Source organism: Paenibacillus tianjinensis, from assembly GCF_017086365.1.
Lineage (GTDB): Bacteria > Bacillota > Bacilli > Paenibacillales > Paenibacillaceae > Paenibacillus_AQ > Paenibacillus_AQ tianjinensis.
Genome location: NZ_CP070969.1, coordinates 2,600,379 through 2,615,961, shown reverse-complemented (window position 1 = coordinate 2,615,961; position 15,583 = coordinate 2,600,379). Strand labels below are relative to the sequence as shown.

Here is a 15,583-nt window from a genome sequence, read left to right as displayed (position 1 = left end):
AGCGTTGCGTTATCCCTGCCAACGATTTGAAACTTTCAGACCCATACATTTCCTCCGGAAATGTATGGGTCTTCTTGCGTTTACTGCACTTCGTAATTTAAGGAGGTATACAAGCAGTGCTGCTCTCCATTACTGATCTTCAATTTTCTTTTGCCGCTGCCCATGGCCAGCCGATATTCTCAAAGCTCTCTATGGAAGTATATCAGGGGGAGTTCATCTCGGTAGTCGGCGCGAGCGGCTGCGGCAAAAGCACCCTGTTCAAAATCATCGCCGGCCTGCTGGAACCCGCAGCCGGAGATATCCGGATCAGCGGCCTGCCGCCCTTAAACGCCGCTACGCGCCTGGGTAAGATCGGCTATATGCCGCAGCAGGATCTGCTGCTGCCCTGGAGAACAGTTTTGGACAATTGTCTGCTTCCCTGGGAGCTGAGGCGAAACAGCAGCAAAGAGGATGCGGTGCAGCAGATCCGCGGTCTGCTGCACCGCTTCGGCCTCGCCGGTACGGAAGCGGCCTACCCGCAGGAGCTGTCCGGCGGAATGCGGCAGCGGGTTGCGCTGCTGCGGACACTGGCCGCAGGAAATGACCTGCTGCTGCTGGATGAGCCCTTTGGCGCTTTGGATGCCATCACCAAACGCGAGCTGCACCGCTGGCTGCTGGAGCTGTGGGGCGGGCTTGGTAAAACCGTGCTGTTCATCACGCACGATCTGGAAGAAGCGCTGCTGCTTAGCGACCGGATCTATCTGATGTCTGGCGGCAGCGGTGAAGGACTGCACGAAATGACCGTTGATCTGCCGAGACCCAGACATTATCAACTAAACTATCAACCGCAGTTCATAGTCCTGCGGGAAGAACTGGAGCGGAGACTGCATGAGAGTGTCCACCATTAACAGGCTGCTCAGGAATTATGGCCCTGCCGCCCTGCTAGTCCTATTGGTGCTCCTGGTCTGGGAAGCGGCCGTGCGTTTGGGCCATTTCCCTCCCTTCATCCTTCCTGCCCCGTCCTCGGTCTGGACCGCGCTAGTGGAGCAGCGCTCCCTGCTGTTCGGTCTGCATTTGCCGGTAACACTCCAGGAAACGCTGCTTGGATTCGCAGCATCTGTGGTCTGCGGAACTCTGCTTGGAATCTCGATGCACCTGTCCCGGCCGTTGGCAAAAGCGGTTTATCCTTTGCTTATTGTCAGCCAGACGATTCCGCTGATCGCCCTTTCACCTATTTTTATTATGTGGTTCGGCTACACACTCGGTGGCAAGGTGGCGGTCGTCTTCTTAACAGCTTTCTTTCCGGTCGTTGTCGGTACATACGATGGCCTGCATAAAAGCGGTGAGCAATACCGGGAGCTGCTGCTTACACTCGGTGCGAACCGCCGCCAGCTGCTAGTCAAGATACAAATCCCGCTGGCTATGCCTGCATTCTTCTCCGGGCTTAAGCTATCCATCGTCTACTGTGTCATTGGCGCCACAATCGGCGAATGGCTTGGAGGCAGCATGGGCCTTGGCTATTACAGCCGGCGTATGGCCGGCAACCTGCAGAGCGCTGAAATGTTCGCCGCAGTCTGCCTGCTCTCTGTTCTCGGAATCGTGCTGTTTCTATGTATTATTGTCATTGAAAAAATATTGTTGAAGAAAAGAGGCTTCCACCGATGAGCAACTCCTTAAGTCCTAAGCATTCACGAAAAAGTATCCTGCACCGTTATACTCCTATGTTCTTGCTGATCATTCTGCTCACTGCAGTCAGCGGCTGCAGCGGTTCTGACTCTGCTGATTCCGCGCCGTCTGCTGTTCCCGAAAGTGGCGGCGGGCAGCCGCATAAGTTGAAGGTTATGCTGGACTGGTATCCAAATGCGGTCCATACCTTTCTCTATGCTGCGCAGCAGAACGGATATTTTGCCGAGGAAGGGCTGGATGTAGAGATTCAGATGCCGGCAGACAGCAATGACGCCCTGAAGCTGGTTGCTGCAGGTAAAGTAGATCTGGCACTCAGCTATCAGCCCCAGATGCTGATGGCACGTGCGGAACAGATTCCCGTGAAATCGATCGCTGCACTCGTAAGGCATCCGCTGAATCATCTGCTTGTTCCGGCGGACAGCGGTATCGTAAGCCCTAAGGATCTCTCCGGTAAAACAGCCGGTTACTCCTCCATTCCGCTCTATGAAGCCATGCTCCGGACGATGGTCAAACATGACGGCGGCGATCCGCAAAAGCTGAATATGATCGATGTGGGTTTCGATCTGATTCCCGCTATTAGTACGGGACGGGTTGACGGAATCATTGGCGGTTTCATTAATCATGAGCAGCTGATTTTAGACAAAGAGAAGCATCCCGTCGTCTCCATCGACCCGACTAAGTATGGCGTGCCCGACTATTATGAGCTTGTGCTGGTTGCAAGTGAGCAGGGTCTCAAGGATTCACAGGAATATTTCAGCAAATTCATGAATGCAGCCCGCAAGGGGCAGCAGTTTGTGCAGGATCAACCGGAAAAGGCGCTGGATATCCTGCTGGCCCATGAGGACAGCACGGCTCCGCTCGATCCGGAGATCGAGCGGCAAAGTCTCAGAATTCTGCTGCCGCTGATGGATGCAGGTACCCGTCCCTTCGGGTATCAGGACCCGGAATTCTGGAGCAAGGTTGCGGACTGGCTGGCCGAAAACGGGCTGCTGACGGGAGAGACCGGGAGCAGCGGGGCTTTCGTAGATTTGTAGACTTATAGATTAGTAGATTATAGATTATAGATTATTAGATTTGGGGATATGTGGGTTTGCAGATTTACGGATTTGTGGATTTGCGGATTTGCAGATTTGTGGATTTGTGGTTTGACGGCATCTCCTTCGCTAACTGCATTTCGTACAGTTATTTTCGGAAAATTTGCGTCTTATTAAGCTTTTATTGCACTTCATACACTTAAAATCCAGCAAAATCACCATATTCCCTCCTATCTCTTATTCTAATTGTACAAAGTGCAATTACAGGACTGGAATAGCTAGAAAACGATTTTTAATTGTACAAGTTACAACTATTTACAAAGGCGCTCAGGTTTATCGAAACAAATGAGCATTCGTTAACAAAACTTAAGCCTAACCTTACGAAGCAAGTTCTGTCGGAGAAATTCAAGAAAACATAAGCTAACAAAACTTAAGTATTGCTTCCGATGCCAGTTTTGCCGGAGCCACTCAATGAAGATTACGCTAACAAAACTTTTAGGAGGACTAATCATGTCTTATTTAGCCAAAGTACGTGAACTGAATCCGCTCGTTCATAACATTACGAATATTGTAGTTGCCAATTTCTCGGCAAACGGCCTGCTCGCACTGGGCGCATCCCCGTTTATGGCCGATGCCCCTGAAGAGGTAGCGGATGTAGCCGCTATGTCGGGGGCTGTGGTGCTGAATATCGGCACACTGAACGAGCAGTTAATCGCTTCGATGGTGCTGGCCGGACAATCTGCCAACACTCATAATGTACCGCTGGTGCTTGATCCGGTGGGAGCCGGAGCCACAGCTTACCGCAGCGAGGTCACACAAAGACTGCTGAATGAGATGCAGATTACCGCACTGCGCGGAAATGTCGCCGAAGTAGCCAATGTTGCCGGAGAGAGCTGGGCCAGCAAAGGCGTAGATGCCGGAGCAGGCGACGGAGACGTCATTGCTCTTGCCAACAAGGCAGCGCTCAAGCTCGGCTCTGTGGTCATCATTACCGGTAAAGAAGATATTATTACCGATGGCAGCCGCACTTTCATTGTCAGCAACGGCCACCCGGTCTTAACCAAAGTGACAGGTACCGGCTGCCTGCTGAGCGCTGTCGTCGGGGCCTTTCTCGCTGTCAGTGAAGGCGACTGGCTGGAAGCCGCAGCGGAAGCTATTTCCTTCTATGGCGTAGCCGCAGAGATTGCTGCAGAGCTGACCGCACACAAAGGTCCGGGAGACTTCCAAATCGAATTCCTGAACCAGCTGGCTATGGTCACACCACAAATCTATAACGCGAAATCACGGATCGAACTAGTTAATCAATAACCGTCTGCGTACAGAAGGAGATTCCACATGACTAGAGTAGTTAAAGCACTTACTATCGCCGGATCGGACAGCGGCGGCGGAGCGGGTATCCAGGCTGATCTCAAAACATTCCAGGAGCTGGGCGTATATGGCATGTCGGCACTTACGGCTGTGACTGCACAGAATACGCTCGGCGTTCAGGCGGTCTATCCGCTGGAATCTGAAGCCGTTACCGCCCAGCTGGATTCGATCGGGGCCGATCTGCAGCCGGATGCTGTAAAAACCGGCATGCTGTTCAGCAGTGAAATTATCCGGATCGTGGCCGGGAAGATCAGGCAATATGGCTGGAACTCACTGGTCGTTGATCCCGTGATGGTCGCCAAAGGCGGCTCCCCGCTGCTGCAGCAGGAAGCTGTTAGAGCACTAATTGCAGAGCTGCTCCCGCTTGCCCTTGTCGTGACCCCAAATATTCCCGAGGCGGAAATATTAACAGGAATGACCATTTCTGGACTCCCGGACCGTGAAAGAGCCGCACGGCTTCTTCATGCCATGGGCCCGCAGTATGTGGTCCTCAAAGGCGGCCACGATGATGGGACTTCCGGAGTACTTGATTTGCTCTATGACGGCCAGGAGTTCATATACATGGACGGTCCGCGGATTGCTACCCGGCATACTCATGGGACAGGCTGCACCTACTCAGCGGCAATTGCATCCGGACTTGCCAAAGGGAATACGGTAACGGAGGCCATTTCAACGGCGAAGGCCTTCATCCAGGCGGCGATAGAGGACAGTCTGGGGTTTGGTGCCGGTCACGGGCCGACCAACCATTTTGCCTACGGGAACAGACACAGGGGGATACTGCCATGAAACAGATCACCACCGAGGATATGCGGAGGATGCTGAAGCTGTATTTTATCATGGGCAGCGTTAACTGCCGCCTGTCCCCTGAAGAGACACTGACCCAGGCAATTGCCGGAGGAATTACAATATTCCAGTTTCGTGAAAAGGGTCCTGGTGCGCTGCGCGGTAACGCGGCTTACGATCTGGCCAGGCAGCTCCAGGACATTTGCCGTGAACACGGAATTCCCTTCATCGTGAACGATGATGTAGAGCTGGCGATTGCACTGGACGCCGACGGGGTTCATGTCGGCCAGGAGGATGAACCGGCTGGTTCGATCCGTCAAAGGATCGGAGCCCATAAAATCGTTGGCGTATCGGCCCACAGTCTGGCCGAGGCGCAGCAGGCGATTGCGGATGGAGCGGACTATCTGGGAATCGGTCCGGTCTATCCCACCTCCTCCAAAGACGATGCACGGGCTGTGCAGGGTACTCAGGTCATAGAGCAATTACGGAGCAGCAGACTTACCATCCCGCTGGTCGGAATTGGCGGCATTACAACGGTTAATGTCCCCGCGGTCATCCAGGCTGGTGCTGACGGTGTCTCAGTGATCTCTGCAATTGCCGCAGCCGGGGACATCCGCGCAGCAGCACAGCAATTGCTGCAGGCCACCTTAATGTAAGCAGCAATATTTCAATTACAAAGAACGGGTGCCCTCCTTGAGGAGACGGCACCCGTTCTTGTTTAATTAAATCTACTCATTATGAGCGTACTGTAGTATGTACCGTCAGCCAAAAGCTTGTCTTTTTTAAGAATACCTTCGGTTTCGAAACCAAATTTGCGGTACAGCGAGATCGCCGGCTCGTTCGTCTCCAGAACCGTTAAAGATATTTTGACAACTCCGTTCGCATCAGCCCAGGCAGTCGCTTGCTGCAGCAGACTGTATCCGATCCCATACCCCCAGAACTCCTGCAGAATGCATATGCCAAATTCAACTTTGTGGGCATTTCGCGATAAGGAATTTCCTTCGCATCTGGCGAATCCGACTAGCCTCCCTTCCACCTCGGCAACCAAAAATAAATTTCGGCTCGCCTCTGTATCTGCCCGGATTATCCCGGCAAACCCCTGCGCATCAATGAATCCCTCACCCTGCCGCCGCTCTAAATTCTCCGTCTCTCCGTCGATCTGCCATCTTAACCCGGATAACTCCGCTGCATCCTGCTCGGCCGCTGACCTGATGATATATCGTAACCCGTTCCTATGAAATTCCAGACTGTCTATGTACATCCTTCGTACCCTCCATTGTATCAGTTGTTAAATTATAGCATTTACTTTCCCGGCGTACAGGAGTAAAATCAGTTTACCTTGTTAACGGTTTACAAGCATAACTATATTCAGAAGGGCAGGGTTATCGATGGTTGATCCGGAACACACGATGGAGATCTATCATTCTTATTTCAAAGTGGCTCGCCAGCTCAAACGGCTTGCCCATCAGGGTGCAGCCAGCCTCGGGCTGACCGTACATCAGATTGGCGTCCTGAACTCCATCCATGAGAATCCGGGACAGACGCAGAAAGAGGTGACGGAACGGCTTGTTTTTGCCAAAAGTCGAGTCAGCCTCCATATCGATTCACTTGCCGAGAAAGGCTTAGTATCCCGGATAACCTCAGAGCAGGACCGCAGAGAAACGAAGCTGTTCATTACCTCCGAGGGAGAAACGCTGTGCAGGCGGTATAACGAAGAAGCTTTTTCCTATAAAATGCTGAGTTCAGCCCTGGAGCAGTTTCCGGAGGAAGACATCCAGTCTCTGCTGCGTATGAACAAACAGCTGCTCGCCCATTTGATGCAGGTGCAGGACCAATCATGTTAATCCAAATAAAGCAGGTGATGAGTAATGTCTAGGGGGTTTGGTCCCGGCGGGGGTTTCGGCGGTGGCCCGGGGCACGGGAAACTAAAATTTGACGATGACGAAAGGAAACCGAATATTTCCAAGGCGCTGCTGCTCCGTATATCTAAATATTTTGCACCTTACTGGAAACAGACGCTGGTGGTCATGCTTGTGCTGATTGTGTCGGCGATTTTGGGGCTGCTGCCGCCTATTCTGATTCAGCGGATTATCGACGTGGCGCTGCCGGACAAAAATCTGCGGCTGCTCCTATTTCTGGTGCTCGCTTCGCTGGGAACCACGGTGATGTCCGGACTGCTCGGCGTATTGCAGAATTACCTGAACTCCTTTATCTCCCAAAATATCGTTCATGATATGAAAAATCAGATGTACCGCCATCTCCAGCGGATGCCTTTGCAGTTCTTCTCGGGAGTCAAACAAGGGGAAGTCATCACGAGAATGACAAGCGACATCTCCGGGGTCCAAGGCGTATTCAACAACACCATTGTCAATTTTGCCAGCAATCTGTTTATCCTCGTATCGACGGCAGCCACCCTGTTCATCATGAACTGGAAGCTGGCTCTGCTTGGCATTCTGGTTGTCCCCCTGTTCATTATCCCTACCCGCAAAATGGGCAACGTGCGCTGGAAGCTCGCCAAGCAGACACAGGAGAAAGTATCGGAGCAGAATCAGGTTATCCAGGAGACGCTTAGTATCAGCGGGTACATGCTAATGAAGCTGTTCACCAAGGAGAATGCAGAATATAAAAGCTTCGCTGCCATCAATGCGGAGGCTACCTCACTGCAAATCCGGGAATCGATGGCCGGCCGCTGGTTCATGATGGTTCTCTCCACCTTTACGAGTATCGGCCCGATGCTGATCTACCTGTATGGCGGATTTCTTTTTATTCAGGGTGAGCTTTCGGTAGGCACCATCATTACCTTCGTCGCACTGCTCGGCAGACTGTACGGACCTGTGATGCAGATGACCAATCTGTATGTGGATATTAAGCGCTCGGTGGCCTTGTTTGAACGGATCTTTGATTATTTTGATATGAAGCCGCTCATCGCCGATGAACCACAGGCAGAGCCGATCAGCGCTGCCGGGAAAAGCATTGCATTCGAGAATGTGGGTTTCGCCTATCAGCCGGATAAACCTGCTCTACAGGATATCTGCTTCACAGCAGCTGCGGGAACGCTGACTGCACTCGTCGGACCCAGCGGAGCAGGGAAAACAACGATTACGAACCTGATCCCACGTCTGTATGAGGTCACTTCAGGGAAAATTACCATCGGCGGAAGAAATATCCGTGACTTTACACTGGAGTCGCTGCGTTCCCAGATCGGACTCGTTACTCAGGATACCTATTTGTTCAACGGCACAATCAGGGAGAATCTGCTCTATGCGTGCCCTGAGGCCAGCGAAGCGGAGATCATCGAGGCCTGCCGCTCCGCATATATTCATGATTTTATTACGGGGCTGCCGGAAGGTTATGATACGGTCGTCGGAAACCGCGGTATCAAGCTGTCCGGAGGTGAAAAGCAGCGGATCTCGATCGCCCGTGTGCTGCTGAAGAATCCGCCCGTTATTATTATGGATGAAGCCACGTCCTCGCTCGATACCGTCTCGGAATTTTATATTCAACAGGCCATGCATGTTCTGTTGCTGAACAAGACGAGCATCGTCATTGCCCACCGACTATCGACCATCATGGCGGCAGATCAAATCCTCGTCGTTAAGGACGGGGCAATTGTTGAGGAAGGAACGCATGAAGCGCTGCTGGAGCAAAGCGGGGTTTATAAGGATCTGTATGACAAGCAGTTTGAGCCAAAAGTTTTCGCTTAGGCTATTGCCGGTTGAGTGTAGCCAGTAGCTCATCCAGCTCCTCCCGGGTCAGATGCCGCCACTCCCCGCGTGCCAGGCCATCCAGCGTGATATTCATGATCCGGGTCCGTTCCAGGCGCAGGACTCTTTGGCCAAGTTCTTTGCACATCCGGCGGATCTGCAGGTTAAGTCCCTGGGTCAGAATGATCCCGAATTCCTGTTCGTCAACCGGGTAAGTAACACAGGGTTTCGTAACGGTTCCGAGAATGGGTACACCGGCGGACATCGCCTGCAGGAATTCGGGAGTTACCGGCTTGTCGACAGATACGCGGTATTCCTTTTCATGACGGTTCTCGGAACGCATGATTTTGTTTACGATATCCCCATCATTCGTCATCAGGATCAGGCCTTCCGATTGTTTGTCCAGCCGGCCCACAGCAAAGATCCGTGAAGGATAATTCACATAATCAATAATGTTGCCTTCCACTTCGCGTGCTGCTGTACAAGTAATCCCGACGGGCTTGTTCAGTGCCAGGTAGACGAATTCTTCCTGGCTTAAACTGACGGGCTGGCCGTCAACAGCCACCAGATCACCTGTTTCTACCTCGGCGCCCTTTTCGCAGACTGTACCATTTATCGTAATCCTTCCGGCTTGGATCAGCCTGCCGGTCTCTCTGCGCGGGTAGATTCCTGTCCTGCTCATATATTTATCAATCTTCATCGTTTCTTTCCTTCCGGCTGGAAAATACAAAAGCACCTGATTTCATCGTACAAATCAGATGCCGCATGTACCCCAATCTATAGTCACAAGGCCAGATTATTTACTGCCGCCCGTCTTTGCTCCGCTGCCGCTTTTGGCAGCCCCCTTTGCCCCTTGGCCGCCGGCGGGTCCGCCTTTTGGCTTCACCGGCTTCGCCGTTTTATTCCAGCGGGTCCAGCCCTTGCTGCCTGTCCCTCTGCCTGTGCCGCCGCCTTTACTTTTTGCCACAATATCACTCCGTCAGTATTCAGTTTTCGTAGACTTCATCTATCTTACCATTACTATGGGCAGAATGTCAGGTAAATACACAAACAGCCCCCCGGAACTGATCCGGAAGGCTGCATTGATGGTCTATTATTTCGGCTGGATATAACCTTCCGCTTTCAGCAATTCTGCGATCAGCACAGCTCCGCCTGCTGCGCCGCGTACCGTATTGTGGGAGAGGCTGACGAATTTGTAATCATACAGAGAATCTTCACGCAGTCTGCCTGCGGAAACCCCCATTCCGTTCTCGATGTCCCGGTCAAGCTTGGTCTGCGGGCGGTTCTCTTCCTCAAAATAGGTGATGAATTGTTTCGGTGCGCTTGGAAGCCCCAGCTCCTGAGGACGTCCCTTAAAGCTGTTCCAGCGTTCCAGAATTTCTTCCTTGGACGGTTTTTGTTCAAAAGAGGCAAATACCGCAGCCAAATGGCCGTCAGCGACCGGTACACGGATACACTGGCTGGTGATTACAGGCTGCTCGCTTTTAACGATCCCTGCATCGGTCACTTCGCCCCAGATCCGCAGCGGCTCTTGCTCACTCTTCTCTTCTTCGCCGCCAATGTATGGGATGACGTTGTCAAGCATCTCCGGCCAATCGCCAAAGGTTTTGCCGGCCCCGGAAATCGCCTGGTAAGTCGTTACTACGACCTTGGAAGGCTTGAAATCATTCAGTGCATTTAGTGCAGGCATGTAGCTCTGAATCGAGCAGTTCGGCTTCACGGCGATAAATCCGGTTTCTGTCCCCAGACGTTTGCGCTGCTGGGCAATCACTTCCAGATGCTCCGGATTGATCTCAGGAATAACCATCGGAACATCTGGAGTCCAGCGGTGTGCCGAGTTGTTGGAAATAACTGGTGTTCCGGTCTTCGCATAAGCTTCTTCCAATGCCTTAATCTCTTCTTTCTTCATATCAACAGCGCAGAAGATCAGATCCACATCCGCAGCCACTTCTTCCACATTGGAAGCATCCTGAACCATAATCCCCTTAACCGCGTCAGGCATAGGTGTGGACAGCTTCCATCTGCCCTTCACTGATTCTTCATACGTTTTGCCTGCCGAATTCCGGCTTGCAGCAATTGCGGTCACTTGAAACCAGGGATGATTCTCAAGGAGTGCAATAAAACGTTGACCCACCATCCCGGTACCGCCAACAATACCCGCTCTCAACTTACTTGACATAAGAAATTCATTTCCTTTCAAGCCGCTCCTATGGATAGGTGCTTTTTAATAACCGATTATAAATGATATACGCAGCTTACACAATATGTGAATGAAAAGTAACTCTTTCCTTTTGTATAATTCCCCGCTTTCCACAAGCTCAAAAGCTATGCGGTTCCGAGCCGTTTCGCCAGTTCTCCAAGATCCTGTCCTTTCAGCGCACCTTCAACAAGCGCCGGAAGCAGAGCCGGGGTACAGGCAAAACAAGGCGTTCCGTCCCGCGTCAGCTGCCTGGCCAGATGCTCATCATAGGAGGGTTTCCCTGAGTCCGATAATGCCAGTAAGGTCATTGTCCGAACGCCGGACTCCCGGAGTTCACGCATCCGCCGCACCAGTCCGGCCTGGTTACCGTTTTCATAAAGGTCTGAAACGATAATAAACAGCGTCTTCTTCGGCTCTTCAATAAACTGCTCACAGTATTTCACTGATTTATGGATGTCTGTTCCGCCGCCCAGCTGAATGCCGAACAGCATATCAACCGGATCATTGGCACACTGCTCCGTTAGATCCACCACTTCCGTATCAAATACGACCACGCGGGTATTGAGGGCAGGGATGCTGGCAAAGATCGAGCCGATGACCGATGCCCAAATGACCGAATCGGCCATGGAGCCGCTTTGATCAATATCCACAATTACCGTCCACTCCTTACTTCGCCGGGCGCGGTCAAAATAATAGAAACGCTCGGGGATGATGATCCGACGTTCCTGGTCATAATGCTTCAGATTCCGCTGAATCGTCAGCTTCCAGTCCAGCCCGCTGAGCGATGGCAGCGGTGAGTGCTGCCGCTTGTTCAGCGCTCCGGTGATTGCCCGCCGGATGTCCGTCTCCAGCAGCTTGACCAAATCGTCTACCAGCGCCTGAACAAGCATTCTTGCGGTATCCTTGGTCTTCTCCGGAATCTTGCCCTTCAGCGAAAGCAGCGTTCCAACGAGCTGAATATCCGGTTTGACTGCAGCCAGCAGCTCCGGCTCAAACAGCAGCTGCTTCCAGCCCCGGCGCTCCATGGCATCGCTCTGAATGATCGATACCACATCCTCCGGGAAGAAGCTGCGCACATCCCCCAGCCATTTGGACAGGTGCAGTGCACCGTGCCCGGTGCTTGAGCCCTTGCCCTTAGCACTCCCTGCGGCCGTTCCTGAGACGCCGCCCGTTCCTGTCTCGTCATAAATAGCAGCAAGGGCCGCATCCATTACCTTCTCCTCTTCCGTCAGCATCAGCTGTCCGCCTTCACCGTAGCCGGACAGTGCAGCATCCGCTTCCTGGCCGAGAATCAGCCGCCAGCGGGACAGGGTATTCTCCTGCTTATGTTCTTTCGTCATCTAAAAGTCCCCGAAGTCAAAATCATTCAGCTCCTCCAGCATTTTGGCTTCTTCCTCCTTCAGCTCGCCGGTGAGAATCTCTGCAGCCTGTTCGGTGTTCACACCCCACAGCTCGCCCAGCAGCTCGGATATCATGATCTTCTCGCGCGGCGTGAAGGTGCTGAATGCACGGCGCAGGAAGACCAGCGCCCGCTTGAATTCATCATCATCGAGCGCATTGATGTAGTCGTTAAGCTGTTCCCACAGACTCATACGCGACAGGAGACCGTAATGTCCGCGCATCGACAGCCCTTCGAACCACCCTGCTCCAAGGTCAGCAGAGATACCCGGCGAAAGCCGCCGCGACACCTCAGCAGCGACCTCTCCGGCCGATACAGCCCCCCGCTCCATCAGTATAGCGCAGGCATAGCCGGAGAGCCGCGGATTGCGGTCATCCCGTTCCGAGAGCAGCAGCAGCTCCTGCAGCCACTGCTTCTCATCCAGGGTATCCCCATGCTCAAGGGATATCCCGTTTAGCTCATTCATTGCTGTAAGCATAGCCCCTGCCGCTTCATCGTTGCAGCCGCTAGCATCCAGCAGGAACAGGCAGCCGCGGCGGAACAGCTCTTCCAGCAGGGGCATCAGCGGGACGGTATCGACCTTGCGGATGTCCCCGAAACTTAGGATGGTTGACAGCTCACGGGCCGCTGCGGCCATGCCTACGACATCCCTGCTTAGAGCTGCCAGGTTCTGCAGCACCCGGCTGCCTTCCTCCATCTGCGTTGTCATCGCACATTGGCAGGCAATCCGTATCAGTGCCGAAGCTTCCGCTATGGAGCGGCACTCCTGCAGCTTCTCGCGCAGCACATAGGCTGCAGCCACCTCTACCGTCTCGCCGAGCAGTGTGGATTCCACGACCTGGATTTCCACCTCCGGCGACCACTGGATGACCCAATGCTCCGCCCAGGTGGCACTGTCCTGGCTGCTGGGCCGGTTCTTAGCAAAGGTTATTCCCAGCAGATTCAGCCGGTGAAACAGCACCGAGCGGTTCAGATCCAGATATGCGGCTTCACTGCTTGATACTCTGCGGTTCTCCCGGAGGTCAAGCTGAAGCTCGCTGGCAACTGTGGATTTGTATTTCTCCAGCTTGTAGGTCTTCAGCAGCCGGTTCAGATCATCCTGAATCGGTGTCTGGCTGACGCCTTCCGCGAGAGAACCGATTGCTGTACCCACATCCACTCTCGCCAGCTGCTCCGCGATAGCCGCGAGATCGCCATGCCCGAGCAGTGTCTGTGCGGCATCGCGTAAATCCCGCAGAGTTGGCCTGCTGCCGCCGTGCAGCGCCGCCAGCGACTCCGCCAGCCTGACTGCCTCAATGACTTCGGCAGTAGAACGGTAGGTACCGCCGCTGCGCACATGGCTGGCCACCGAGGACAGGTAGCGGTGCGGCAGTTCCTCCGGCCGCCCCGCTTCAATTGTCTCCCACATCATTTCGAAGTAATGCGGAGCGGCGTTGCCAGCCCCATAGCCGGACATTGTAGACAGCTTATAATACGAATAGGGCATCAGCGTCAGCTTGGTACTGCGGGACGGCAGGGCTGCCAGATCATCGTCACTCATAGGGGCCGCCTGACCGGCAAGTGCAGAAGCATGATAAGCTCCGCAGATCACTACAATTTTGCCCGGCTCATGTCCGGCTGCTATTGTTGCCTGAATCTGCCGGCTCATATATGCTTCGCGCAGCGCATTATAGGCATATTCCGACGGCTGTTCCCGCAGCTCCTTCTCCTCACCAAGCTCTCGCATCTGCGAAGAGAAGGAAAGGATGGAGGTCAGATAGGCACCGGTACTCGCATTATGCTCGAAGTTACGTTCCCAGTACATATCATAATCATATTCACCGGCAAGCTGGGCGATCTGGCTGTACAGCGATTCTTCGTCCTGAACCTCGGCGGTGGAGGGTTCACCCGATGGATCGGCAGCAGGCACTGCTTCCCGAATAGCGCTTCTCCCCCGGGTCATGGCATCCTGCAAACCGAGCGTTACCGAAGAAGGCAGATCAATAAATGCAGCTGCAGCACCGTGTGTCTTAGCCCATTTCATTGCCTGATATTCGGGAGAATAGACGGCAAACGGCCAGAGCACCGTCCGTACGGGTAGTTCATCAGTAAAGGCCAGAATCGCTACCGGCGGTTTGGTCGCCCCCTGGGTCAGATGTGTAATCTCTCCCGTTGCATCGCTGGGACCTTCGATCAGCACCGCCGTAGGCTGAAGCTTATCCAGATATTCCAGCAGATGCTGTGCGCCGCCGGGAGACAGATGCCGCACCCCGAAAATATGCACTCCAGCTTCAGCAGCCTTAATCACTCGTTCATCTCCTTACAGGCCTGATAAAGGCCGCGCCACTCCGTTCCTTTTTTCTTCATGACATTATCCAGATATTCCTTCCAGACGAGCTTATCCTTTTCATCATCCTTGACGATAGCCCCCTGGAGGCCGGCAGCAAGATCACTGTCGGTCAGCTCACCGCTGCCGAAGCTTGCGGCCAGCGCCATGCTATTGGTCAAGAGGGAAATCGCCTCTGCGGTGGAAATTACCCCGGCCGGCGTCTTCAACTTCTCTTTCTTGTCGAGCGTCATCCCGCTGCGCAGTTCCCGGAAAATCGTCACTACTTTGAGCAGGGCATCATCCGCGGGTACGGCAGCCTGAAGCTCGTATGAGGAAGCGATCTCAGCAACCCGTTTCTTGACAATGGACAGCTCTGTTTCAATATCTGAAGGTGCAGGCAGCACGATGATATTGAACCGCCGCTTCAGCGCAGCGGACATTTCATTGACCCCGCGGTCTCTGGTGTTGGCTGTGGCAATGATCGAGAAGCCTTTGCGGGCACCGGCCTCCTTGCCTAGTTCCGGCACGGAGATCGTCTTCTCCGAGAGAATGGAGATCAGCGCATCCTGCACTTCGGAAGCACAGCGGGAAATCTCTTCAAACCGGGCGATGCCCCCGTCCTCCATTGCCCGCATAATCGGGCTTTTGACCAGCGCCTCCGGGGTCGGTCCGTTCGCCAGCAGCATGGCGTAGTTCCAGGAGTAGCGCACATGCTCCTCACTTGTACCGGCTGTCCCCTGGACCACCAGCCCGGAGTTACCGTAAATCGCCGCAGCCAGATTCTCGGACAGCCAGGATTTAGCCGTTCCCGGTTCTCCGATCAGCAGCAGCGCCCGGTCGGTGACCAGTGTAGCGACGGCCATTTCGATCAGCCGCGTGTTGCCAATATATTTCGGGGTAATGACCTTGCTTCCGGCCTTACCTCCGGCGATGAATGTGAATACTGCACGCGGCGACATCTGCCAGCCTGCCGGAATTCTGCCCTTATCCTCCCTGCGCAGTGCTTCAAGCTCCTCCCGATACAAAACCTCTGCAGGCAGCCGCATATAGTCCTGAAGCTGCTCTTGTCCCGTTGACATGTACACCTCTCCTTTGTGTAAACCGTGAATTCAATTTCCGAAG

At 53.7% G+C, this 15,583-nt stretch carries 15 protein-coding genes; 8 read left to right on the top strand and 7 right to left on the bottom strand.

Annotated elements, in window-relative coordinates; all coding sequences use genetic code 11:
* The first annotated feature begins 116 nt into the window (after positions 1 to 116).
* The 6 genes from JRJ22_RS11500 (at position 117) to thiE (ending at position 5,506) form a co-directional block, all read left to right on the top strand.
* Positions 117 to 887 carry an ABC transporter ATP-binding protein gene (locus JRJ22_RS11500; RefSeq protein ID WP_232381110.1) on the top strand — a complete coding sequence of 257 codons (771 nt, stop codon included), beginning with the start codon at positions 117 to 119 and terminating at the stop codon, positions 885 to 887.
* Positions 874 to 1,644 carry an ABC transporter permease gene (locus JRJ22_RS11495; RefSeq protein ID WP_408637878.1) on the top strand — a complete coding sequence of 257 codons (771 nt, stop codon included), beginning with the start codon at positions 874 to 876 and terminating at the stop codon, positions 1,642 to 1,644. The genes JRJ22_RS11500 and JRJ22_RS11495 overlap by 14 nt, the downstream gene beginning before the upstream one ends.
* Positions 1,641 to 2,699, top strand: a complete 1,059-nt coding sequence (locus tag JRJ22_RS11490; RefSeq protein ID WP_206104570.1) for an ABC transporter substrate-binding protein — start codon at positions 1,641 to 1,643, stop codon at positions 2,697 to 2,699. Before JRJ22_RS11495 ends, JRJ22_RS11490 begins: the two co-directional genes overlap by 4 nt.
* 510 nt (positions 2,700 to 3,209) lie before the next feature.
* A complete protein-coding gene (gene thiM, locus JRJ22_RS11485) occupies positions 3,210 to 4,007 on the top strand; it encodes a hydroxyethylthiazole kinase (protein ID WP_206104569.1) in 798 nt (265 codons plus the stop codon).
* Positions 4,008 to 4,034: 27 nt separating this feature from the next.
* The gene (gene thiD / locus JRJ22_RS11480) at positions 4,035 to 4,853 is read left to right on the top strand and encodes a bifunctional hydroxymethylpyrimidine kinase/phosphomethylpyrimidine kinase (protein ID WP_206104568.1); all 819 of its coding nucleotides are present in this window, start codon (positions 4,035 to 4,037) and stop codon (positions 4,851 to 4,853) included.
* Complete coding sequence (thiE, locus tag JRJ22_RS11475; protein ID WP_206104567.1) at positions 4,850 to 5,506, top strand: thiamine phosphate synthase; 657 nt, start codon at positions 4,850 to 4,852, stop codon at positions 5,504 to 5,506. Before thiD ends, thiE begins: the two co-directional genes overlap by 4 nt.
* 62 nt (positions 5,507 to 5,568) lie before the next feature.
* Here the strand turns inward: thiE and JRJ22_RS11470 are convergent, their stop codons facing one another.
* Positions 5,569 to 6,111, bottom strand: coding sequence for a GNAT family N-acetyltransferase (locus JRJ22_RS11470; RefSeq protein WP_206104566.1), 543 nt, complete (start codon positions 6,109 to 6,111; stop codon positions 5,569 to 5,571).
* A gap of 127 nt (positions 6,112 to 6,238) precedes the next feature.
* Between JRJ22_RS11470 and JRJ22_RS11465 the strand changes: the two genes are divergently transcribed.
* The gene (locus JRJ22_RS11465; protein ID WP_206104565.1) at positions 6,239 to 6,694 is read left to right on the top strand and encodes a MarR family winged helix-turn-helix transcriptional regulator; all 456 of its coding nucleotides are present in this window, start codon (positions 6,239 to 6,241) and stop codon (positions 6,692 to 6,694) included.
* 24 nt (positions 6,695 to 6,718) lie between these two features.
* Positions 6,719 to 8,554 carry an ABC transporter ATP-binding protein gene (locus tag JRJ22_RS11460; RefSeq protein WP_206104564.1) on the top strand — a complete coding sequence of 612 codons (1,836 nt, stop codon included), beginning with the start codon at positions 6,719 to 6,721 and terminating at the stop codon, positions 8,552 to 8,554.
* A 1-nt stretch (position 8,555) separates the two neighbouring features.
* On the opposite strand, the gene JRJ22_RS11455 is transcribed toward JRJ22_RS11460, so the two are convergent.
* The 6 genes from JRJ22_RS11455 to JRJ22_RS11430 form a co-directional block, all read right to left on the bottom strand.
* Entirely contained in the window at positions 8,556 to 9,254 is a 699-nt protein-coding gene (locus JRJ22_RS11455; protein ID WP_206104563.1) for a pseudouridine synthase, read from the bottom strand.
* A gap of 96 nt (positions 9,255 to 9,350) precedes the next feature.
* The gene (locus JRJ22_RS11450) at positions 9,351 to 9,524 is read right to left on the bottom strand and encodes a DUF3934 family protein (RefSeq protein ID WP_206105091.1); all 174 of its coding nucleotides are present in this window, start codon (positions 9,522 to 9,524) and stop codon (positions 9,351 to 9,353) included.
* Between the two features lie 123 nt (positions 9,525 to 9,647).
* Positions 9,648 to 10,733 (bottom strand): aspartate-semialdehyde dehydrogenase, encoded by a 1,086-nt coding sequence (gene asd, locus JRJ22_RS11445; RefSeq protein WP_206104562.1) that lies wholly within the window; start codon positions 10,731 to 10,733, stop codon positions 9,648 to 9,650.
* A gap of 146 nt (positions 10,734 to 10,879) precedes the next feature.
* Positions 10,880 to 12,094: a VWA domain-containing protein gene (locus JRJ22_RS11440; RefSeq protein WP_206104561.1), complete on the bottom strand. Its 1,215-nt coding sequence runs from the start codon at positions 12,092 to 12,094 to the stop codon at positions 10,880 to 10,882.
* The gene (locus tag JRJ22_RS11435; protein ID WP_408637892.1) at positions 12,095 to 14,437 is read right to left on the bottom strand and encodes a DUF5682 family protein; all 2,343 of its coding nucleotides are present in this window, start codon (positions 14,435 to 14,437) and stop codon (positions 12,095 to 12,097) included.
* On the bottom strand, positions 14,437 to 15,540 hold the full coding sequence (locus JRJ22_RS11430; RefSeq protein ID WP_206104559.1) for an AAA family ATPase: 1,104 nt from the start codon (positions 15,538 to 15,540) through the stop codon (positions 14,437 to 14,439). Before JRJ22_RS11430 ends, JRJ22_RS11435 begins: the two co-directional genes overlap by 1 nt.
* Positions 15,541 to 15,583 lie beyond the last annotated feature (43 nt).

Bases quoted from the DNA above. Each gene is read 5' to 3' on its own strand.
- JRJ22_RS11440 (WP_206104561.1), bottom strand. From the start codon at position 12,094: ATGACGAAAGAACATAAGCAGGAGAATACCCTGTCCCGCTGGCGGCTG.
- JRJ22_RS11490 (WP_206104570.1), top strand. From the start codon at position 1,641: ATGAGCAACTCCTTAAGTCCTAAGCATTCACGAAAAAGTATCCTGCAC.
- JRJ22_RS11470 (WP_206104566.1), bottom strand. From the start codon at position 6,111: ATGTACATAGACAGTCTGGAATTTCATAGGAACGGGTTACGATATATC.
- JRJ22_RS11460 (WP_206104564.1), top strand. From the start codon at position 6,719: ATGTCTAGGGGGTTTGGTCCCGGCGGGGGTTTCGGCGGTGGCCCGGGG.
- JRJ22_RS11430 (WP_206104559.1), bottom strand. From the start codon at position 15,540: ATGTCAACGGGACAAGAGCAGCTTCAGGACTATATGCGGCTGCCTGCA.
- thiM (WP_206104569.1), top strand. From the start codon at position 3,210: ATGTCTTATTTAGCCAAAGTACGTGAACTGAATCCGCTCGTTCATAAC.
- thiE (WP_206104567.1), top strand. From the start codon at position 4,850: ATGAAACAGATCACCACCGAGGATATGCGGAGGATGCTGAAGCTGTAT.
- asd (WP_206104562.1), bottom strand. From the start codon at position 10,733: ATGTCAAGTAAGTTGAGAGCGGGTATTGTTGGCGGTACCGGGATGGTG.
- JRJ22_RS11455 (WP_206104563.1), bottom strand. From the start codon at position 9,254: ATGAAGATTGATAAATATATGAGCAGGACAGGAATCTACCCGCGCAGA.
- thiD (WP_206104568.1), top strand. From the start codon at position 4,035: ATGACTAGAGTAGTTAAAGCACTTACTATCGCCGGATCGGACAGCGGC.
- JRJ22_RS11465 (WP_206104565.1), top strand. From the start codon at position 6,239: ATGGTTGATCCGGAACACACGATGGAGATCTATCATTCTTATTTCAAA.